This is a genomic window from Thioclava sp. ES.031, assembly GCF_002563775.1.
Classification (GTDB): Bacteria; Pseudomonadota; Alphaproteobacteria; order Rhodobacterales; family Rhodobacteraceae; genus Thioclava.
Genome location: NZ_PDJO01000001.1, coordinates 1758426 through 1777107, shown reverse-complemented (window position 1 = coordinate 1777107; position 18682 = coordinate 1758426). Strand labels below are relative to the sequence as shown.

The 18682-nt window shown below is 64.5% G+C and carries 19 protein-coding genes and 5 tRNA genes; 6 read left to right on the top strand and 18 right to left on the bottom strand.

Annotation, left to right across the window (positions count from 1 at the left end; genetic code table 11):
* Positions 1-42: 42 nt before the first annotated feature.
* Positions 43-1152, bottom strand: coding sequence for an anhydro-N-acetylmuramic acid kinase (locus tag AXZ77_RS08580; protein WP_098410823.1), 1110 nt, complete (start codon positions 1150-1152; stop codon positions 43-45).
* A 59-nt stretch (positions 1153-1211) separates the two neighbouring features.
* Between AXZ77_RS08580 and tyrS the strand changes: the two genes are divergently transcribed.
* The 3 genes from tyrS to AXZ77_RS08565 all read left to right on the top strand — a co-directional run bounded on the left by tyrS (position 1212) and on the right by AXZ77_RS08565 (position 2937).
* On the top strand, positions 1212-2459 hold the full coding sequence (tyrS, locus tag AXZ77_RS08575) for a tyrosine--tRNA ligase (protein WP_098410822.1): 1248 nt from the start codon (positions 1212-1214) through the stop codon (positions 2457-2459).
* 74 nt (positions 2460-2533) lie between these two features.
* On the top strand, positions 2534-2716 hold the full coding sequence (locus tag AXZ77_RS08570) for a DUF4169 family protein (RefSeq protein WP_078523133.1): 183 nt from the start codon (positions 2534-2536) through the stop codon (positions 2714-2716).
* Positions 2713-2937: a ribbon-helix-helix domain-containing protein gene (locus AXZ77_RS08565; RefSeq protein ID WP_078523132.1), complete on the top strand. Its 225-nt coding sequence runs from the start codon at positions 2713-2715 to the stop codon at positions 2935-2937. Before AXZ77_RS08570 ends, AXZ77_RS08565 begins: the two co-directional genes overlap by 4 nt.
* On the opposite strand, the gene AXZ77_RS08560 is transcribed toward AXZ77_RS08565, so the two are convergent.
* The 3 genes from AXZ77_RS08560 to AXZ77_RS08550 all read right to left on the bottom strand — a co-directional run bounded on the left by AXZ77_RS08560 (position 2913) and on the right by AXZ77_RS08550 (position 4862).
* A complete protein-coding gene (locus tag AXZ77_RS08560; protein ID WP_255266444.1) occupies positions 2913-3740 on the bottom strand; it encodes a 1-acyl-sn-glycerol-3-phosphate acyltransferase in 828 nt (275 codons plus the stop codon). The two genes, AXZ77_RS08565 and AXZ77_RS08560, sit on opposite strands and share 25 nt — an antisense overlap.
* On the bottom strand, positions 3737-4513 hold the full coding sequence (locus AXZ77_RS08555; RefSeq protein ID WP_255266443.1) for a GNAT family N-acetyltransferase: 777 nt from the start codon (positions 4511-4513) through the stop codon (positions 3737-3739). Before AXZ77_RS08555 ends, AXZ77_RS08560 begins: the two co-directional genes overlap by 4 nt.
* A 169-nt stretch (positions 4514-4682) precedes the next feature.
* The gene (locus tag AXZ77_RS08550) at positions 4683-4862 is read right to left on the bottom strand and encodes a DUF3553 domain-containing protein (RefSeq protein ID WP_093477165.1); all 180 of its coding nucleotides are present in this window, start codon (positions 4860-4862) and stop codon (positions 4683-4685) included.
* 25 nt (positions 4863-4887) lie between these two features.
* Here AXZ77_RS08550 and AXZ77_RS08545 point away from each other — a divergent pair, with 25 nt between their 5' ends.
* A complete protein-coding gene (locus tag AXZ77_RS08545; protein WP_098410821.1) occupies positions 4888-5502 on the top strand; it encodes a histidine phosphotransferase family protein in 615 nt (204 codons plus the stop codon).
* Between the two features lie 25 nt (positions 5503-5527).
* On the opposite strand, the gene AXZ77_RS08540 is transcribed toward AXZ77_RS08545, so the two are convergent.
* From AXZ77_RS08540 to AXZ77_RS08490, 11 genes are all read right to left on the bottom strand, one after another.
* Positions 5528-6793, bottom strand: coding sequence for a glutamate-5-semialdehyde dehydrogenase (locus AXZ77_RS08540; RefSeq protein WP_098410820.1), 1266 nt, complete (start codon positions 6791-6793; stop codon positions 5528-5530).
* A complete protein-coding gene (locus AXZ77_RS08535; protein ID WP_098410819.1) occupies positions 6790-7050 on the bottom strand; it encodes an RND transporter in 261 nt (86 codons plus the stop codon). Before AXZ77_RS08535 ends, AXZ77_RS08540 begins: the two co-directional genes overlap by 4 nt.
* Before the next feature lie 81 nt (positions 7051-7131).
* Positions 7132-7208, bottom strand: a tRNA-Asp gene (locus AXZ77_RS08530).
* A gap of 28 nt (positions 7209-7236) precedes the next feature.
* Positions 7237-7313 (bottom strand) — tRNA-Asp (locus AXZ77_RS08525).
* Positions 7314-7631: 318 nt separating this feature from the next.
* On the bottom strand, positions 7632-8573 hold the full coding sequence (locus tag AXZ77_RS08520; RefSeq protein ID WP_098410818.1) for a pirin family protein: 942 nt from the start codon (positions 8571-8573) through the stop codon (positions 7632-7634).
* Positions 8574-8709: 136 nt separating this feature from the next.
* Positions 8710-8785 (bottom strand) — tRNA-Val (locus AXZ77_RS08515).
* 42 nt (positions 8786-8827) lie between these two features.
* A complete protein-coding gene (locus tag AXZ77_RS08510) occupies positions 8828-9541 on the bottom strand; it encodes a dimethylsulfonioproprionate lyase family protein (protein WP_098410817.1) in 714 nt (237 codons plus the stop codon).
* A 137-nt stretch (positions 9542-9678) separates the two neighbouring features.
* A tRNA-Val gene (locus AXZ77_RS08505) sits at positions 9679-9753 on the bottom strand.
* A 14-nt stretch (positions 9754-9767) separates the two neighbouring features.
* Positions 9768-10229, bottom strand: a complete 462-nt coding sequence (locus tag AXZ77_RS08500; RefSeq protein ID WP_098410816.1) for an HU family DNA-binding protein — start codon at positions 10227-10229, stop codon at positions 9768-9770.
* Positions 10230-10340: 111 nt separating this feature from the next.
* Positions 10341-12755, bottom strand: coding sequence for an endopeptidase La (lon, locus tag AXZ77_RS08495; RefSeq protein ID WP_098410815.1), 2415 nt, complete (start codon positions 12753-12755; stop codon positions 10341-10343).
* 210 nt (positions 12756-12965) lie between these two features.
* Entirely contained in the window at positions 12966-14300 is a 1335-nt protein-coding gene (locus AXZ77_RS08490; RefSeq protein ID WP_098410814.1) for an ATP-binding protein, read from the bottom strand.
* A 36-nt stretch (positions 14301-14336) separates the two neighbouring features.
* On the opposite strand from AXZ77_RS08490, the gene AXZ77_RS08485 reads away from it, so the two are divergent.
* Both AXZ77_RS08485 and AXZ77_RS08480 read left to right on the top strand, forming a co-directional pair.
* Positions 14337-15209, top strand: a complete 873-nt coding sequence (locus AXZ77_RS08485) for an MBL fold metallo-hydrolase (RefSeq protein WP_255266442.1) — start codon at positions 14337-14339, stop codon at positions 15207-15209.
* A 71-nt stretch (positions 15210-15280) separates the two neighbouring features.
* Positions 15281-15355: transfer RNA gene (locus AXZ77_RS08480), tRNA-Asn, on the top strand.
* Positions 15356-15698: 343 nt separating this feature from the next.
* On the opposite strand, the gene AXZ77_RS08475 is transcribed toward AXZ77_RS08480, so the two are convergent.
* From AXZ77_RS08475 to AXZ77_RS08465, 3 genes are read right to left on the bottom strand one after another with little or no spacing between them, the layout of a single operon-like run.
* Complete coding sequence (locus tag AXZ77_RS08475; RefSeq protein ID WP_098410812.1) at positions 15699-17087, bottom strand: acetyl-CoA carboxylase biotin carboxylase subunit; 1389 nt, start codon at positions 17085-17087, stop codon at positions 15699-15701.
* A complete protein-coding gene (locus AXZ77_RS08470; RefSeq protein WP_255266441.1) occupies positions 17084-17332 on the bottom strand; it encodes a biotin/lipoyl-containing protein in 249 nt (82 codons plus the stop codon). Before AXZ77_RS08470 ends, AXZ77_RS08475 begins: the two co-directional genes overlap by 4 nt.
* A 24-nt stretch (positions 17333-17356) precedes the next feature.
* On the bottom strand, positions 17357-18682 hold the full coding sequence (locus tag AXZ77_RS08465) for an aspartate aminotransferase family protein (protein WP_218000481.1): 1326 nt from the start codon (positions 18680-18682) through the stop codon (positions 17357-17359).

Genomic DNA, 18682 nt, shown 5'->3' with positions numbered 1-18682 from the left:
TTGCGCCGCGGCGCGGCATGATCGGCGTCAAGTGATGTGAATTTAGCCGGGGCGCGAGACCTTGCCGCCGCCGATCAGCGCCGGAACCCCGGTCGTGGACGGCCCCGAGGTCGCCATGCCGCGCGCGACCCGCACCGCGAGATAGGCGAAGGCCTGCGCCTCGAGCATGTCGCCATCGAGCCCGATATCCTCGACCGGCTGCACCGGCACGTTCATCCGCCGCTGCAAGGCCACCATCAGCGCGGTGTTGAGCCGCCCGCCGCCGCAGACATAGATCGCTTTCGGCGGCGTCGGGTAATGCTCGCCCGCGCGCGCGACCGAGGCTGCGGCACAGGCTGTGAGCGTCGCCGCCGCATCGGCATCGTCCAGCTCCGCCACGCGGGTCAGGATGTCGTGGAAATCGTTCCGGTCGAGCGATTTCGGCGGCATTTTCAGGAAATAGGGATGCGTCAGGAAGGCCTCGACCGCGGCCTCGTCGACCTCACCTGCCAGCGCCAGTTCCCCGCCCGCATCGAACTCGGCCTTGCGCCGGAGCCGCATCAAGTCGTTGATCGGCGCGTTGGCGGGGCCGGTATCGAAGGCCAGAACGGCGCCGGGCACTTCTGCCGAAGGCTGGCGCGGATCGACCCAGGTGACATTGCCGACGCCGCCGAGGTTCAAAAACACCGCTGGCGCATCGAGCTTGGCATATTTCGCGCAGGCGAAATGGAAGAACGGCGCGAGCGGCGCGCCCTGCCCGCCCATCTCGACATCGGTGGAGCGGAAATCCCAGACCACCGGGCGCGACAGCACCTCGGCCAGAACCGAACCATCGCCGGCCTGATGGGTGCGGCGCGGGCCCTGCATCCCGTAAGGATCATGGGCGAGCGTCTGGCCGTGAAACCCCACGACCTGCGCCTCTCCCAATCCGCTGAGCAGTTCCGCATGGGCGGTCTCGACCACCTCGCAGGCCTCTTCCACGCCCGGCTCTCCGGGCCAATGCCCGAGAGCTGCGTGAAGCGTCGCACGCTCCGCCTCGGTATAGGGGCGGTAGTCGCTGCGGCCGAAATCGAGAATTCGCGTTCCGTCGGTCAATACGAGCGCCGCGTCCACCCCGTCCAAGGACGTGCCCGACATGGCGCCAACTGCCCAGACCGGCCCGGATTTCAACATGGCTTCCCTCTCGTCGCCTGCCCCGATATACGCACGCTCAGACGAAAGGAACAAGCACGATGACCTACCATCCGAAATCAGACTTCATGCGCGTGATGATCGAGCGGGGCTTTCTGGCCGACTGCACGGATTATCAGGGGCTGGACGAGGCTTTGGCGAAGGGCACCGTGCCGGGCTATATCGGCTTCGACGCGACGGCGAAGTCGCTGCATGTCGGCTCGCTGATCCAGATCATGATGCTGCGCTGGCTGCAAAAGACCGGCCACCAGCCGATCACCCTGATGGGCGGCGGCACGACGAAGGTGGGCGACCCCTCCTTCCGCGCCGATGAACGCCCGCTGCTGACGCCCGATCAGATCGACGACAATATCGCGGGCATCAAGCAGGTGTTTGCGAAATACCTCGATTACGAGGCCGAGACGCCGGCGCTGATGCTGAACAATGCGGAATGGCTCGACGGGCTGAACTACCTCGATTTCCTGCGCGATATCGGGCGGCATTTCTCGGTCAACCGGATGCTGTCCTTCGAGAGCGTGAAATCGCGGCTCGATCGCGAGCAGTCGCTCAGCTTCCTCGAATTCAACTACATGATCCTGCAGGCTTATGACTTCCTCGAGCTGAACCGCCGCTATGGCTGTCTGCTGCAGATGGGCGGCTCGGATCAGTGGGGCAATATCGTCAACGGGATCGACCTGACGCGCCGCGTGCTCGATTCCGAGATCTTCGGACTGACCTCGCCGCTTTTGACCACCTCGGACGGCAAGAAGATGGGCAAATCGGCCTCGGGCGCGATCTGGCTGAACTCGGACATGCTGAGCCCTTACGAGTTCTGGCAGTTCTGGCGCAACACAACCGATGCCGATGTGGGCCGCTTCCTGAAGCTCTATACCGAGCTGCCGGTGGCGGAATGCGAGCGTCTGGGCGCGCTGGAAGGCTCCGAGATCAACGAGGCGAAGGTGCGTCTGGCCAACGAGGTCACCGCACTCTGCCACGGCTGGGACGCGGCGCATGCCGCCGAGGCGACCGCGCGCGAGGTCTTCGAGAAAGGCGGCGTGGGTGAGGATCTGCCGACGCTTACGCTGACGGTCGAGGAACTGGGCGACGGGATCAGCCTCGCGCAGCTCGTCGTGCGCTCGGGGCTTGCAAAGTCGGGCAAGGACGGCAAGCGGCTGATCGCGGAAGGTGCGCTCAAGGTCGATGACGAGACCTGCGCCGATCCGGGCCGCATGTTCACCGCCGCCGATCTGGAGACCCCGGTGAAGCTGAGCGCGGGCAAGAAGCGCCACGCGCTGGTCGAAGTCGAGTAAACCTTTCGGGCGCGCCTCACGAGGGCGCGCCCAAGCCCCTTTCCCGATCCGATCGGCTGTGGCACTCTTTGCTTATGAGCAAGGTCACCAATCTCAACCAGTTTCGCAAACAGCAGGCCCGCGTGAAGAAACGCGAGCAAGGATCTGTGAACGCTGAGAAATTCGGGCGTAGCAAGGCCGAGAAAACGCTGCAGGAAAGCCGCGCCACGAAAGAGCGGCGCGATCTCGACGGGCATCAGCGCGAGCACGACGAATGAGCCGACCGAAGAAACGCTCCCTGACGCTGGGCGGGCACCGCACCTCGGTCACGCTGGAGGATGAATTCTGGCGTGCCTTCCGCGACATCGCGACCGAAAAGAACCTTGGCCTCAATGAGTTGGCAGCCGAAATTGATGTGGATCGCGGCACCGAGACGGGGCTTGCCACGGCAATACGCCTCTACGTTCTGGCCTATTACCGGGCGCGCGCGATCTCGTAAGGCAGGCCGCGGCGCACGGCGCTTTCCGCCGCCCAAGCAAGCTCCTTGCGCGAGCGATAGTCGGAGACGGAGAGCGGCGTGTGGAACACCACCTCGACCGCGCCCTGCCGCTTCTGGGCCAGCACCTTCAGCAGATGCGGCCCGAAGCCCATATCGCCCCACCAGCCATAGAACCGTACGTCTTCGCCCGCGGGGGGCGTGTAGACGACGGTGACCGGCTGGATCTGCATCACACGCTCCAGCCCGTGGCTGTAGAAGGCCTGAAACAGCGTCGGCTTGAAGGGCAGCACTCGGCGCGCATCGGTCGAGGTGCCTTCGGGGAAGAACAGCAGGTGATGGCCTGCGCGGATGCGATCCTCGAACAGCCCCTGCTGCGTCTTGGCCTCGCGCGGATCGCGCTTGATGAACACGGTGCCGGTGGCCCGCGCGAGCCAGCCGACGAAGGGCCATTTGGCGACCTCGGCCTTGGAGACGAAATAGACCCGCTGGCAGGCGTTGAGCGCGAAGATATCGAGCCACGACCCGTGATTGGCGACCACCGCGCCGATCTTGGTCATCGGGCGCCCGGTGACGCGGTAGGAGATCCCGAGGATCGGGAAGCTCATCCGGCACACCACCTGCGTGATCCAAGGCGTCCAGGGCCGCGCCAGCCCGTGAACCGGGCGCTCCACCAGACGCACCAGCAGCAGCACGATGAGCCCGATCAGCAGCATCAGCCCCCAGATCAGACAGCGCAACCCCGCCCGCGTCCAATCGAGCGCGCCAAGTGGTTTGGGATCGGGCTCGTCCTCGATCCAGCTCACGCGCGGCCCTCGAAACGACGGGTGTAGAAGCTGCGATGCTTGTCGCTCATCGCCTTGGCATCCATCAGCAAAAGGACATCGGTGGTGTTGAAGGGACGGTCGATGAAGGCGCCCTCACCCACGAAGCCGCCAAGCCGCAGATAGGCCTTGATCAGATTGGGCATCTGAGCCAGCGCCGCGCGCCGATCCAGCGCGTCCTCTGGCACGAGGTCCATCGGCTGATAGGCTTCGGGCCGTGCGCGCGGGCGCATGTGTTCGGGCGCAAGATGATGGTGATGCAGCCAGGAGAGCGGCGCTTTCAACGTCTCGGCATCGGTGCCGTGGAAGGAAGCCACGCCGAAGAGAATCTCGATGTCATGGGCGAGCACGTAATCGGCGAGCGCGTTCCACAAAAGCAACATCGCCGCCCCGCCGCGATAGTCCGGATCGACGCAGGAGCGGCCAAGTTCCAGCAACTTGCGCCCGGTGCCGATCAGCGGCGCGAGGTCATATTCGCTGTCGCAATAAAACTGCCCCGCGCGTTCCAGCCGATCCGAGGGCAGCAGCCGATAGGCCCCCACCACATGCTCGCCTTCCGCGCGTGCGGGATCGACCAGCAGCAGGTGATCATAGACCGGGTCGAGCCGGTCGCTTTCCAGACGATTTTCGTGATCGACCGTCTCACCGCCGCCGCCGAGCTCTTCGACGAAAACGCGGTAGCGGAGCCGCTGCGACGCCACGAGATCGGCGGCATCACGGGCCAGCCTGATTTCGAATGCGGCGCTGTCGATCACGGGCGTCCTCCTGCCGATCTTCGCTGGCCCGGTTTAGAAAGCCGCGCCCGGATTGGCAATATCGCGCGGCGCGACCGGCGGCATCGGCACCAGGAGCGTGACGGGAAAATATCACACCCTGAAGTTGCAAGTTTTTCTCCTGCCATTCGAAGAAGATGTTAACCTTTCATCAACTTTGTTCAGAGAAAACCAATTCCAGCGCTACCCGTCGACCGTCCAGGACAAGCTTGCCTTGATGCTCAAAATTCACCGTTACTTTTTCACCGATACGCGATTGCACCTGTCCGGTGCCCCAGTCCGGCTGGGCCGGGTTTCTGACCAGCATGCCGGGTTCGAGAATTTCATAGATCACATTTCACCTTTTGGAGATTTTAATGCCATTCGAGACCGCCAATGCGGCTACGGACGACGATGATTTGACCGCCCTTGTGGGCTCGCGCCTGTGTCATGACCTTATCAGCCCGATCGGGGCGATCGGCAATGGGGTCGAATTGCTCTCCATGACGGGCGATACGCCCGGCCCCGAGCTCGAGTTGATCACCCAAAGCGTGGCGGCGGCGAATGCGCGCGTCAAGTTCTTCCGGGTGGCCTTCGGGCGAGCTGGCGCGGAACAACAGCTTGGCGAGGCGGAAGTCGCCGGAATGCTGGGCGAATTATCGGCGCAGAGCCGTCTGGACTACGAGTGGAAAGTGCCGGGCGATGCGCCGCGTACCGAGGTGAAACTCGCATTTCTCGCGATGCTTTGCCTGGAGACCGCGCTGCCCTTCGGCGGCACGCTGCGCGCGTTGCCCTGCGGCGATGGCTGGATGATCACCGCACGGTCCGAGAAAGCACGGCCCAATCGAGAGGTTTTCGCCGTGCTCGATGGCGCCCAGATGGAGCTGACGCCCGCGCGGGTGCAATTCGCGATGCTGCCGCGCGAGGCGGCGCGGCAGGGTCGCAGGCTCGACTGGTCGGTCGATGCCGAGGGCGGCACGATCGCGTTCTGAGCGCTTCGGGGATGTTCGGTGCGCCTTAGGGGCGCACCGTGCCCTGCCCCGTCACCAGATATTTGAACGAGGTCAGTTGCTCGGCGCCCACCGGGCCGCGCGCATGCATCTTGCCGGTCGCGATCCCGATCTCTGCGCCCATCCCGAACTCGCCACCATCGGCGAATTGGGTCGAGGCGTTGCGCATCAGGATCGCGCTGTCGAGCCGCTCGAAGAAGCGGTCGGCGGCGGCGTCATTCTCGGTCAGGATCGATTCCGTGTGCTGGCTGCCATAGCGGCGAATATGTTCGATCGCGCCGTCCACGCCATCGACGATCTTCGCCGCGCAGATCATATCGAGGAATTCGCGCCCGAAATCTTCCGCGCTCGCCTCGGTGACTCCCTCGATCGACAACAGATCCCCCGTGCCGCGCACCTCGACGCCTGCCTTGAGCAGATCTTCGATCAGTACGCCGCCATGGGTTTCCCAAAAAGCGCGGTCGATCAGTAGACACTCCATCGCACCGCAAATCCCGGTGCGCCGGGTCTTGGCGTTCACCACCACGGCCCGCGCCTGCTCCACATCGGCAGCCCCGTCGGCATAGATGTGGCAGATGCCCTCGAGATGGGCGAAGACCGGCACGCGCGCCTCTGCCTGCACCAGCCCGACGAGCCCCTTGCCCCCGCGCGGCACGATCACGTCGATGAATTCGGTCGCGCGCAGCATCTCGGCCACGGCGGCGCGGTCGCGGGTGGGCACAAGCTGGACCGCCGCTTCGGGCAGCCCCGCGGCGCGCAGACCTTCGAGCAGGCAGGAATGGATCGCACGGCTGGAATGGAAGCTCTCCGAGCCGCCGCGCAGGATCACCGCATTGCCCGATTTCAGGCACAGCGCGCCTGCATCCGCGGTCACGTTGGGCCGCGATTCATAGATCACCCCGATCACGCCAAGCGGCGTGCGCACGCGCTTGATATGCAGCCCCGAGGGCATGTCCCATTCCGCGATCATGTCGCCCACCGGATCGCGCTGCGCCGCCACCGCCCGCAGCCCCTTGGCGATCGCCTCGATCCGCGCGTCGTCCAGCATCAGCCGGTCCATCATCGCGGGGCTCAGCCCCTTCTCGGCGCCGTAAGCCATATCCTCGCCATTGGCGGTGATGATCTCGCCCTTGCGCGCGAGCACCGCATCGGCGGCCGCTTCCAGCGCCTTTTGCTTCACCTCGGCGCTGGCGAAGGCCAGTTCCGCGCTCGCCGCGCGCGCGGCCGCGCCCATCGTCTCGATCAGCCCCTTGGCGTCCATGTCATCTTTCATTGCGCACCTCTACCGGATTTCCCGGTCTGTCCCGTCTTCACCCATTGCGCCAGCTTCACCGCCAGCACGATCCACGGCAGCCCGTGCATCACCAGATCGAACCAGTCGATCGGACGCACCAGCGTGCCCGCCACCAACATCTTCAGCTTTTCCCAGATATGTGGCTCTGGGGTGAATGGCGCGAGACCGAGCAGCGCTGCCAAAAGCACCGCCTGCAGCAGGGTGATGTGGTCGAAAACCTGTTTGATCCAGCGCATACGCTCCTCCCGAAACTTCGCCCGGATATAAGCGACAGATGCGCGTTTCACAAACGCAACTTTGCCGTAAAAGGGGGAAAGTGGCGCGGTTGACGGGGCTCGAACCCGCGACCCCCGGCGTGACAGGCCGGTACTCTAACCAACTGAGCTACAACCGCGCATCTGCGCTCGGGGCGATCCGGATGATGGCGCGGTTGACGGGGCTCGAACCCGCGACCCCCGGCGTGACAGGCCGGTACTCTAACCAACTGAGCTACAACCGCTCGCATCATCTGCCCGGATCGCCGTCCGAGCGTGGGGAGGGTATTACGCGGGCGACCTGCCCCCGTCAAGCGGCCTAAGAGCAAAAAACCGACGAATTTTCACCTGCCGTTCGGGCAAGCAAATCGCGGCTCTGCGACGCACGACCGCAGGAGCCTCCGGCGGGGATATTTGGAGCAGTTGGAAGCGCGAGCGCTCGGCTCTTCCAACTGCGTGAAATATCCCGGGGGCAACCGAAGGGCGGGGGCGGAGCCCCCTCTTCTTTTAGTTTTGTCGCCGTCCGGCGACGGGGAGCAGAGCCCCCTCCTCAACGGGGGCAATCAGCGTTCGGGAGCGGGAATGAACTCCGCATCGTCTGCAGGCGGGAGCTGGAATCGGCCGTGCGCCCAGTCGCCCGCGCGCCATGCCTCTTTTGCCGCGTCGATCTTGTCGCGCGAGGAGGCCACGAAATTCCACCAGATGTAGCGCGGCCCGCCCATGGTCGCGCCGCCCAGCACGATCAGCCGCGCGCCCTGCCCGCCCGCCTTCAATGAGACCCGGTCGCCGGGGCGGAAGACGAGCATCCGGCCTTCCTCATAGGTTTCGCCCGCCACCGTGACGGAGCCCTGCAGCACATAGACGCCGCGATCTTCGTGATTGTCGGGCAGCGGGATTTGCGCGCCCGGATCGAGATTCGCGTCGGCGTAGAACATCTCGGAGGGCAGATCGATCGGCGCATGCGCGCCCCAGGCATCGCCCAGGACCAGACGGACGGTCTTGCCCTCGGCCTGCAGTTCGGGAAGCGCCTCGGCGCCGACATGCTTGAACGCCGCCTGCCCCTCTTCGAGATCCTCGGGCAGCGCAACCCACGTCTGGATGCCCGCGAGATGCTGGCCGGTGTCGCGCACCTTGCCGTCGGTGCGCTCGGAATGGGTGATGCCGTAGCCCGCATTCATCCAGTTCACCGCGCCCGGCGTGATCCACTGATCGGTGCCTAGCGAATCGCGGTGATGCAGGCGGCCCTGCAGAAGGTAGGTCACCGTCGCGAGGCCGATATGCGGGTGCGGGCGAATGTCGATGCCACGCTGGCCGGAGAGGAATTCGACCGGACCGATCTGGTCGAAGAAGATGAAGGGGCCGATCATCTGCCGCGCAGCCGAGGGAAGCGCGCGGCGTACCTCGAATCCGCCGAGATCACGCGCCCGCGGCGCGATGACGGTCTCGATGGCGTCGACGGCGTCGCCGATAGGAATTTCGGGGTCGAGGGCGGGGTTCCAGCTCATCGGGGCGCTCCTTTCCTGTGGTTGAGGGAAAGGTAGCATCGTGGCGCGCATATCATAGAGCCATGCGCGAACAGAGTCTGAGCGCGGCCGCGCAACGAGGCGCAAGACTTTGATATCGTTATACTTAAGGGGGGAATGGTGGGCGGTGAGGGGCTCGAACCCCCGACATCTTCGGTGTAAACGAAGCGCTCTACCAACTGAGCTAACCGCCCCCGGCCCTTCCTCTAGCCTCGCCTTGCGCGGGGATCAAGGCCTCAGATGCCCTCGCGCATCCGCACCTTGCGGGTCGAGGAGAGTTTCATCCCCGGCGCGGTCAGCCGCGACTCCGGTCCGACCCAGGCATAGGCCAGCAGGCAAGGGTCGAGATCGGCGGTGGTGATGCGGTGTTCGTGATCGGGCCGGTTCAGGATCAGCGAGCCCGGCGCATGCACGGCGGTATCATTCTCCGACCACGGGCCCGCGACCGAGATGTAGCTCTCCTCGATCTCCTTATGGCTGTGCTGCGGATAGGTCGTGCGCGGCGCGAAGAGGACGAATCCCAGCACCAACCGATCGGAAGCCACCGGTCCGCGCGGGCCCAGCACCTCGCAATAGGCATATTTGCGCGCCAGCGCCTTCGGCACTTTCTCGTAGCCATATTCCCATGTCAGCTGTCCCGTCACGCGCGAGAGCGCCCGCGCCATGCCTGCAACCGCGCCGCGCTCGCCCAGGTCGAGCGCCCGCGACAGATGCGCCGTCACCGGTTTCGGCTGCGGTTGGCGCGGCGTCACCGGGGGATTGGTGTCGATGATCTGCGAGAGCGTGTCGCGCACCCGTTTGCGATGGCTGCGGATCAGGCGGCTGCCACCTGCCGAGCCGTGCCGGTAGAGCGTGTCGAATTCGCGCAGCAGATACAGCCAGTCCGGGCAATCGGAGACGCGCAGCCCCTCGTCGGGCCGGGCGTCGGATATCGGCGTGGTCTCGGTCATCGCATCCTCCGCATCTTGCGCATGGGGCGCGCATCTCTGGCGTGCTGTCTGGCTCATAATCTGACGCCGCGGGGCGCAGAAAACCAACCGGAAAACGACAAAGGCGCGTCTGTTCAAGACGCGCCTTCGTAGGAAGATGGTGGGCGATGAGGGATTTGAACCCCCGACATCATCGATGTGAACGATGCGCTCTACCACTGAGCTAATCGCCCTCCGTGGCGGACTTTTAGCGCCCCTCTTCTGGCTCCGCAAGAGGGTTTTCGTCGAAATCTCCACCGCCCTGCGCAGGGTCATCTCCACCCGCATTCGTCTCTGCCGCGACCGCTTCGAGCATGCCCGAGGGGCGGCGCAGTTTGACCACGAGGATCTCGTCTCCGTTCTTCTCGAACTGGCGGTTGATCTTCAGCTTGCCGAGCGGCGGGATGCTGAGTTCCTCGCCTTCCGAGAGCGCCTCGCCCAGAACCTTGAGGACCGCTTCCGACATGGCCTTGGCCTCGCCGCGCTTCACCCCGGCCTCGACCATCACCCGATCCACGAAGCTCCTCTTGCGCACGAGCGCCTTCGCCTCGCTCGGCTCGGGCGCCGGGTCGGGCGTGGCGGGCGTGAGCGTCGCGGCGGAGGCCGGAGGCGCCTCGGGCGTCGGGACGGGCGGCTTGCGGGTCGATTTCGGTTTCTGGCTCTTGGCCATAGCGGCTCCTTTTTTGACCGTAATAAAAGGAGGTTACGTGCAAATGTCCTCAGATGCAAAAACGCCCGCCGCGATATGCGACGGGCGTTCTCGTTTTCGATCTCAAGACGATCAGTGCGCGGTTGCGCCCTGCCCGTCCGATTTGGCCGCGGCGGCGGCAGCGGCTGCTGCCTCTTCGGCCTCCTCGTCCCAATCGACCGGCTCGGGCTGGCGAACCAGCGCGCGGGCGAGGACTTCGCGAACGTGGGTGACCGGCACGATTTCCAGCCCCTCCTTCACGTTGTCCGGGATATCCGCGAGGTCTTTTTCGTTCTCCTCGGGGATGAAGACGGTCGTGATCCCGCCGCGCAGCGCCGCGAGCAGTTTCTCTTTCAAGCCACCGATCGGCATCGCGTTGCCGCGCAAGCTGACCTCGCCGGTCATGGCGATATCCTTACGCACCGGGATCCCGGTCAGCACCGACACGATGGAGGTCACCATCGCCAGACCCGCAGAGGGCCCGTCTTTCGGCGTCGCACCATCGGGCACGTGGACGTGGATGTCCCACTTCTCGAAGCGCGGCGGCTTGATGCCGAATTGCGGCGCAACCGAGCGGACGTAGCTGGACGCCGCGTCGATCGATTCCTTCATCACGTCACCCAGCTTACCGGTGGTCTTCATCCGACCTTTGCCCGGCAGGCGCAGCGCTTCGATCTGCAGCAGGTCGCCGCCCACGGAGGTCCAGGCAAGGCCGGTCACGACGCCCACCTGATCTTCCTTCTCGGCCAGACCATAGCGGTGCTTCTTGACGCCCAGATAGTCGCCCACCTTCGCCTCATCGACGGTGATGTGCTTGATCTGACCCTTCGACTTGATGATCTCGGTCACCGCTTTCCGGGCGAGCTTCGCGATATCGCGTTCGAGATTCCGCACGCCCGCCTCGCGGGTGTAGTAGCGGATCACGTCGGTCAGCGCGCCATCGGTCAGTTCGAACTCGTTCTTCTTGAGCCCGTGACCCTTGATCTGCTTCGGGATCAGGTGCTGCTTGGCGATCTCGGCCTTCTCGTCCTCGGTGTAGCCCGCGAGCGGAATGATCTCCATCCGGTCCAGAAGCGGGCCCGGCATGTTGTAGGAGTTCGCCGTCGTCAGGAACATCACGTTCGAGAGGTCGTATTCCACTTCGAGATAGTGGTCCACGAAGGTCGCGTTCTGCTCGGGGTCGAGCACTTCAAGCATCGCCGAAGCCGGGTCGCCACGGAAGTCCTGACCCATCTTGTCGATCTCGTCGAGCAGGATGAGCGGGTTCGTGGTTTTCGCCTTCTTCAGCGCCTGAATGATCTTGCCGGGCATCGAGCCGATATAGGTCCGACGGTGGCCACGGATCTCGGATTCGTCGCGCACGCCGCCCAACGAGATGCGGATGAATTCGCGCCCCGTTGCCTTGGCGACAGACCGGCCGAGCGAGGTCTTACCCACGCCGGGCGGGCCGACGAGGCACATGATCGGGCCTTTGAGCTTGGCCGAGCGCGCCTGCACCGCGAGATATTCGACGATGCGTTCCTTGACCTTCTCGAGACCGTAGTGATCGGCATCGAGCACGGCCTCGGCCTTGCTGAGGTCTTTCTTCACGCGGGATTTGGTGCCCCACGGGATCGACAGCATCCAGTCGAGATAGTTGCGCACGACGGTGGCTTCCGCCGACATCGGCGACATCGACTTGAGCTTCTTCAGCTCGGCCTCGGCCTTTTCCTTGGCCTCTTTCGAGAGCTTGGTGTTCTCGATGCGCTCTTCGAGCTCGAGGATCTCGTTCTGGCCGTCTTCGCCATCGCCGAGTTCCTTCTGAATGGCCTTCATCTGCTCATTCAGGTAGTACTCGCGCTGGGTCTTCTCCATCTGCGTCTTCACGCGGGATTTGATCTTCTTCTCCACCTGGAGAACCGAGACCTCACCCTGCATGAGCCCGTAGACCCGCTCCAGCCGCTCGGAGACGTCGAGCGTTTCCAGAAGCTCCTGCTTCTGGGCCACTTCCAGCCCCAGATGGCCTGAGACGAGATCGGCCAGCTTGTCCGCTTCGGTCGCATCGGCCACGGCCGACAGCGCTTCTTCGGGGATGTTCTTCTTGATCTTCGCGTAGCGCTCGAATTCCTCGGCAACCGAGCGCAGCAGCGCGCGGATCGTCTCCACGTCGCCTTCGGTCTCGATCAGCGGTTCGGCATTCGCTTCGAAATAGTCGTCATTCTCGACGAAATCGGTGATGCGCACGCGGCTCTTGCCCTCGACCAGCACTTTCACGGTGCCATCGGGCAGTTTCAGCAGTTGCAGCACGTTGGCGAGCACGCCAACGCGGAAAATCCCGTCCGTATCGGGGTCGTCTTGCGACGGATCGACCTGGCTTGCGAGCAAGATCTGGCGATCCTCCGCCATCACCTCTTCCAGTGCGCGCACGGATTTCTCGCGCCCGACGAAGAGCGGCACGATCATGTGGGGGAAAACCACGATGTCGCGCAGCGGCAGGACCGGATGGGTGACAGAGCTAAATTCGGTCATCGGCGTTCCTCTCTTGGCAGGAGGGTCCGGCCCCGTTTTCGGCGACCACGTCCCTCCCCTGTTCAACCCGCTATCTAGGAGCCGTGAAGCATCCGTTCAACTAGGGCATGTCACTCAACGGTCACAATGCGTGGCCCCGGGACAGGCCGCAAGGGGCGATCTCGCTGCCGTGAGCAGTTCGTGCGCGCGCGTGATCGAACGTGTAGCCGCTCAGCGCGGCAGGATCATCTCTGCCATCAGGCCGCCAAGCCGTTCGGATCGCCCGAGTTTCAGCGATCCACCGTGGCGGCGCAGGATGTCGGCGGTGATCGAAAGCCCCAATCCGACGCCCTGCCCGCGATCTTGATTGCGCGCCGGGTCGAGCCGGGTAAATGGCCGGATCGCCTCTTCGCGGCGCTCGGGCGCGATGCCCGGCCCGTCGTCATGCACCGCGATTCGCCACCCCGTGCGCGCGATCGAGACGGTGATCTCCGCGCGCGTGCCGTAGCGCACCGCATTGCCGATCAGATTCGCCAAGGCGCGCTTGAGCGCATCGGGGCGGAAGGTCGCCTCCTCCTCGCTGGTGCAATCGACCAGCGTCACATCGCGCCCCATCCGCCGCATGTCTTCCACCACGCCGACGACGAAACCGCAGATCGGCAGCGTCTCCGGCTCACCATGCGAGGCGCCGTCGCGCGAGAAATCGAGAAACGCATCGACCAAGCGCCCCATCTCGTCGACGTCACGCTCCATCGCGCGGACCTCGTCAGTCTCCTCCATCATCGACAGGCCGAGCCGCAGACGCGTGAGCGGCGTGCGCAGATCGTGGCTGACACCCGAGAGCATCAGCGTGCGCTGCTCGATCTGCCGCTCGATCCGGTTGCGCATATCGAGGAAGGCGCGGCCCGCGGCGCGCACCTCCGTCGCCCCCGAGACTCGGTAATTCAGGTTACGCCCCTTGCCGAATTCCTCCGCCGCGTGGCTCAGCCTGCGGATCGGACGCAGCTGATTGCGCAGGAAGATATAGGCGATCAGCGTCATCAGAATGGAAACAAAGACCATCAGAACCAGCAATTGGTGAGGATTTGACGCCGATACCCGGCTGCGCCCGAAGGTCACCGCCAAAGGCCCTTTCGGCGTCTCCTGCACCACGCGCACCGTGTTCGTGTCATTGTCGAGATCGATGGAGCGGATCTGTGACAGGTTCGCGCGCAGCGTCGAGATCACCACGATCCCGGTCAGATCGAAGAAACTGCGCGTATCGCCCCGCTGCGACGCAAGATCCGTCGGCGCCGGAAATTGCGAGGTGAAGTTCAGCGTCTTGTCGAGCACATCGAGCCGTTCGCGCGCAACCTCTGCCGTCGGCGCATTGGTCGCGACCTGATCGAGCAGAGCGATCTCGCGCACCATCCCTTCGGTCATCTGCTGCGTGACGCGTTCGAAATGGCGCTGAATGAAGACAATCGAGACCACGAGCTGGATCGTCACTACCGGCAGAATCAGGATCAGCGCGGCCCGCCCATAGAGCCCGCGCGGCATCATCTGTTTCAGCCAGCGAAATTTCATGCCAGAACCCTAACGATGGCCGCGATGGAGGGAAAGATGGAAGAATTGCAGCCCGGCTTGCGCCGGATCATCGCACCGAACCCGTCGCCCATGACCTATACCGGCACCTGCACCTATGTCCTCGGCACAGGCGAGGTCGCGGTGGTCGATCCCGGTCCCGCCGATCCGGCCCATCTGCAGGTACTCCTGGACGCGCTCGCCCCCGGAGAGCGCGTCAGCCATATCCTCGTCACCCATGCCCATCTCGACCATTCCCCCGGCGCGCGGCTTCTGGCCGAGGCCACGGGCGCGCCGATCCTGGCCTTCGGCCCGCCCGAAGCCGGGCGCGCGCCGGTGATGGCGGAACTCGCGGCGCGCGGCCATGCGGGCGGCGGTGAAGGGGTCGATCACGCCTTCGACCCGGACATCCTGCTCGAGGATGGCGAGGAACTGAGCCATGGCGACTGGTCGCTCACCGCGCTGCACACGCCCGGCCATTTCTGCAACCATCTGAGCTTCGCGCTCGGCGATGCGCTTCTGACCGGAGATGTGGTGATGGGCTGGTCCTCGACGCTGATCTCGCCGCCCGACGGCGATCTGGGCGATTACTACCGCTCACTCGCGCGGATCGAGGCGCATCGCCCGCGCATCCTATACCCCGGCCACGGCGACCCGGTGACCGACCCCCAGACCCTGATCGCGAGTCAGCGCGCGCATCGCGACGCCCGTACCGAGCAGATCCGAAGCGCCCTCATCGAGCGCCCCGCCACCCCGCAGGGCCTCACCCGCGCGATCTACACCGACGTCCCCGCAGCCCTCCTGCCGGCGGCCGAACGCAACGTCTTCGCGCATCTCGTTGAAATGTCAGTGCAAAACCAAGTCATCGCCGCGCCCGACCTGCGCCCAGAGGCGCTATTTTCGCTGACGTGACGAAAGCCTGAATTTTTTCGCCAGAACCCTCTGGACATCCCAATTCGAGATTCATATACACCCTCACATGTTCCGGCGTAGCTCAGCGGTAGAGCAGTTGACTGTTAATCAATTGGTCGTAGGTTCGATCCCTACCGCCGGAGCCAAATCTCCCTGATCCATCATAGATTTGCGAGCTAGCCCCTTCGGGGGCTTTTCGCGTTTTTGGGCATGCGGACGGACCGGGCGCAGCGGTCGTCGCGCGTGACGACATGCCTCCGGTCCTTCGGCGCTTTTCGTTAACGCAACCCATCGCGCTTGATGAAGATAATCCCGCTCGGTCCCCGTCGGCCGTAGACCCTCGGCTGTATGGGGTTTTCGGGAAGCAGATCGCGAAACGCTCCATCTGCGCATTACTCAGCCAGACGAGATCAGAGATGTCGTCTCTGTGTTTTCGCGCGCTGGCTCATCTCTCTGGGCTGAACGCAATGCGTCCTGACCCCAAAGCGGTCAGGCTGACTTGCGCGCTTCTTCGGTGCGTTTCGCCAGCCAATCTTCGAGCCAGAGGGTCGACACCGTGCCGGAGACGACATCGGGCGCTGTCAACAAGGCGGCATGAAGGCTCGCTGTGGTCGGATTCGGACCGATCTCGAGCTCACCGAGCGCGCCTGCGAGCCTCGCCAATGCCCCGTCGCGCGTGCGATCCCAGACGATGAGCTTCCCGAGAAGCGAGTCGTAAAAGGGCGGAATGGTATCGCCTTCGCTCACGCCGGTGTCGAAGCGAACACCGGGGCCACCCGGAACTTTCAGCGTTTCGAGAATGCCGGGCGCGGGAAAGAAGCTCCTGTCCGGATCCTCGGCATTGATGCGCACTTCGATGGCGTGGCCCTGCGCGATGATGTCCCCCTGCGCAAGCGACAGCTTGGCACCGCCCATGATCAGAAGCATCTCGCGCAGGAGATCGACTCCGGTGATCATCTCGGTGATCGGGTGCTCGACCTGGATGCGCGTATTCATCTCGATGAAATAGAACGCTTCTCGGTCCATGTCGTAGAGATATTCCAGCGTCCCTGCCCCGCGATACGAAACGCCCTCGGCCAGGCGCACCGCGGCGGCGCACAGATCGGCACGCACGGAATCGGGCAGCGCCACGGCTGGCGCTTCTTCCCAGACCTTCTGGCGGCGGCGCTGCAAGGAGCACTCCCGCTCGAACAGGTGGACCGCACGGGTTCCATCGCCGAGAATCTGCACTTCGATATGACGCGCGTTGCGGATGAAGGCCTCGAGATAGACGCCGTCATCGCCAAACCCGGCCCGCGCCTCGTTCATCGCCGTCGGGAGCGCAGCGATCAGTTCCTCGCGGGTCTCCGCGATACGAATACCGCGCCCGCCTCCGCCAGCGGCAGCCTTGATCATCACCGGGTAGCCGATGCCCTCGGCCACGTCGACCGCAGCGTCTAGATCGGCGACACGCCCGTCGCTGCCGGGCACGACCGGAACGCCCGCCGCAATCGCAGCGCTGCGCGCGTTCACCTTGTCACCCATCCGCTCGATGGTCGCCGCGTCCGGGCCGCAGAAGGTCACGCCCATCTCGCTGACCCGGCGGGCGAACTCTGCGCTCTCGGACAAGAAGCCGTAGCCGGGATGCACCGCGTCCGCGCCGCTCTCGGCGACAGCCATCAGGACGGCGTCGATGTCGAGATAGGATTTCGTCGCCGGCGCCGGCCCGATCACGACCACCTCATCGGCCATCCGCGCGGCCAGCATATCGCGGTCGGCTTCCGAAACGACCTGAACCGTCCGAATACCCAGATCTCGCGCCGCACGAATGATGCGCACCGCGATCTCCCCGCGGTTCGCGATCAGGAGCTTCCTGATGCCGGGCTTTTCCGACGTCATTCGGACACCTCGATCTCGCACAGCGCGTCGCCCGGCTCGATGCTTTCGCCATCGGGCGCGGCGTAACCCTTGAAAGTTCCCGCCACCTCGGCCTCGATAGGAATGTAGGACTTCATGACCTCCACGAGCGCGAGAGTATCCCCCACAGCCACGGCATCGCCGGGCGCCTTGAACGGCTCGGATTCAGGCGACGGGCGGTGAAAGACGAGCCCCGGAAGTGCAGCTTCGATTTGCGTGATGGCCATATCGGGCCTCCTGTTGGTCTCGTGTTACTTGATGCGGGCGAGAACCCGGTCGAAGGCGGCCAGAAACTGGTCGGCATTCTCGCGGGTGAAGACGAGCGGCGGGCGTATCTTGAGCACGTTATGCGTCTTCGAGCAGGCCGAGATCAGCACACGCTCCTCCCGCAGACCGTTGACGATGGCCGACGTCGCGGTCGCATCCGGCGTCTTGGCGGCGCGGTCAGACACGATCTCGACCCCGAGGAACAGCCCCGCGCCCCGGACGTCGCCGATGCAAGGATGGGCCTCCGCCCGAGCGCGGATCCCGTCCTGGAGATAAGCGCCGATCTCGCGCGCGTTCTCGGTCAGCCCCTCGCCCTCGATCACGTCGAGCACGGCGGTCGCGGCGGCGATCGCGACCGCGTTGCCCCCGAAAGTGTTGAAATATCGCGCCTTGCGCCCGAATTCCTCGACCAGCTCCGGGCGCACGGCAACGCCCGCGACCGGGTAGCCATTGCCCATCGGCTTGCCCATGGTGACGAGGTCGGGGACCACGTCATGACGCTGGAAGCCCCAGAGCGCGTCTCCGGTCCTCCCGAAGCCCGACTGCACTTCGTCGGCGATGTAGACAGCACCAGCCGCATGTGCCGCGTCGACCGCCCCCTTGAGGAAACCGCGCGGCCCGTCGAAGACCCCGTCGCTGGCGAAGATACCGTCGCAGATGAAGAGCGCGGGCTTGATGCCGTGCCGCTTCAGATCCGCGAAGGCGGCCTCGACGGCGGTGGCGAAGTTAGCCGCCATTTCCTCGCCCTGACGATAGGCATCCGGCGCGGGCACGGTGCGCACATGCGGACCGAGATCGACATTCGCGCCGAGCGAGGGCGAAAACTCGGATACCGACTGGGTGATGCCGTGGTAGGCCGTCTCCGTCACGACGATCCCGAGCCCCCCGGTATAGGCCTGCGCGATACGCACGGCGAGGTCGTTGGCATCGGACCCGGTGCAGGTGAACATCATGTGCCCGATCTCGTCCGGCATCGTGTTCAGAAGCCGTTCGGCATAATCGAGGATGCTGCCGTGGATATAGCGGGTGTTGGTCGCGAGGATGCCGGCCTGCGTCGCGATCGCCTCGACCACCTTTGGGTGGCAATGCCCGATCGAGGTCACGTTGTTATAGGCATCGAGATAGGCGTTATCTTCTTGATCGAAGAGCCAGGCCCCCTCGCCGCGCACGAGATGCAACGGCTTGTCGTAGAAGAGACGATACGCCGGACCAAGCAGCGCCTTGCGCCGCTCGATCATCTCGCGCGTTTCAGGGTCGAGATCCGTGGCGCCTTCTTGGAAGGCGTTCACCATGCCGGTGTCAATATTCAT

Coding starts and splice junctions, on each gene's coding strand:
- AXZ77_RS08545 (WP_098410821.1), top strand. CDS start 4,888: ATGCCATTCGAGACCGCCAATGCGGCTACGGACGACGATGATTTGACC.
- AXZ77_RS08565 (WP_078523132.1), top strand. CDS start 2,713: ATGAGCCGACCGAAGAAACGCTCCCTGACGCTGGGCGGGCACCGCACC.
- lon (WP_098410815.1), bottom strand. CDS start 12,755: ATGACCGAATTTAGCTCTGTCACCCATCCGGTCCTGCCGCTGCGCGAC.
- AXZ77_RS08475 (WP_098410812.1), bottom strand. CDS start 17,087: ATGACGTCGGAAAAGCCCGGCATCAGGAAGCTCCTGATCGCGAACCGC.
- AXZ77_RS08500 (WP_098410816.1), bottom strand. CDS start 10,229: ATGGCCAAGAGCCAGAAACCGAAATCGACCCGCAAGCCGCCCGTCCCG.
- AXZ77_RS08535 (WP_098410819.1), bottom strand. CDS start 7,050: ATGCGCTGGATCAAACAGGTTTTCGACCACATCACCCTGCTGCAGGCG.
- tyrS (WP_098410822.1), top strand. CDS start 1,212: ATGACCTACCATCCGAAATCAGACTTCATGCGCGTGATGATCGAGCGG.
- AXZ77_RS08470 (WP_255266441.1), bottom strand. CDS start 17,332: ATGGCCATCACGCAAATCGAAGCTGCACTTCCGGGGCTCGTCTTTCAC.
- AXZ77_RS08490 (WP_098410814.1), bottom strand. CDS start 14,300: ATGAAATTTCGCTGGCTGAAACAGATGATGCCGCGCGGGCTCTATGGG.
- AXZ77_RS08580 (WP_098410823.1), bottom strand. CDS start 1,152: ATGTTGAAATCCGGGCCGGTCTGGGCAGTTGGCGCCATGTCGGGCACG.
- AXZ77_RS08570 (WP_078523133.1), top strand. CDS start 2,534: ATGAGCAAGGTCACCAATCTCAACCAGTTTCGCAAACAGCAGGCCCGC.
- AXZ77_RS08510 (WP_098410817.1), bottom strand. CDS start 9,541: ATGACCGAGACCACGCCGATATCCGACGCCCGGCCCGACGAGGGGCTG.
- AXZ77_RS08520 (WP_098410818.1), bottom strand. CDS start 8,573: ATGAGCTGGAACCCCGCCCTCGACCCCGAAATTCCTATCGGCGACGCC.
- AXZ77_RS08485 (WP_255266442.1), top strand. CDS start 14,337: ATGGAAGAATTGCAGCCCGGCTTGCGCCGGATCATCGCACCGAACCCG.
- AXZ77_RS08540 (WP_098410820.1), bottom strand. CDS start 6,793: ATGAAAGATGACATGGACGCCAAGGGGCTGATCGAGACGATGGGCGCG.
- AXZ77_RS08465 (WP_218000481.1), bottom strand. CDS start 18,682: ATGAATATTGACACCGGCATGGTGAACGCCTTCCAAGAAGGCGCCACG.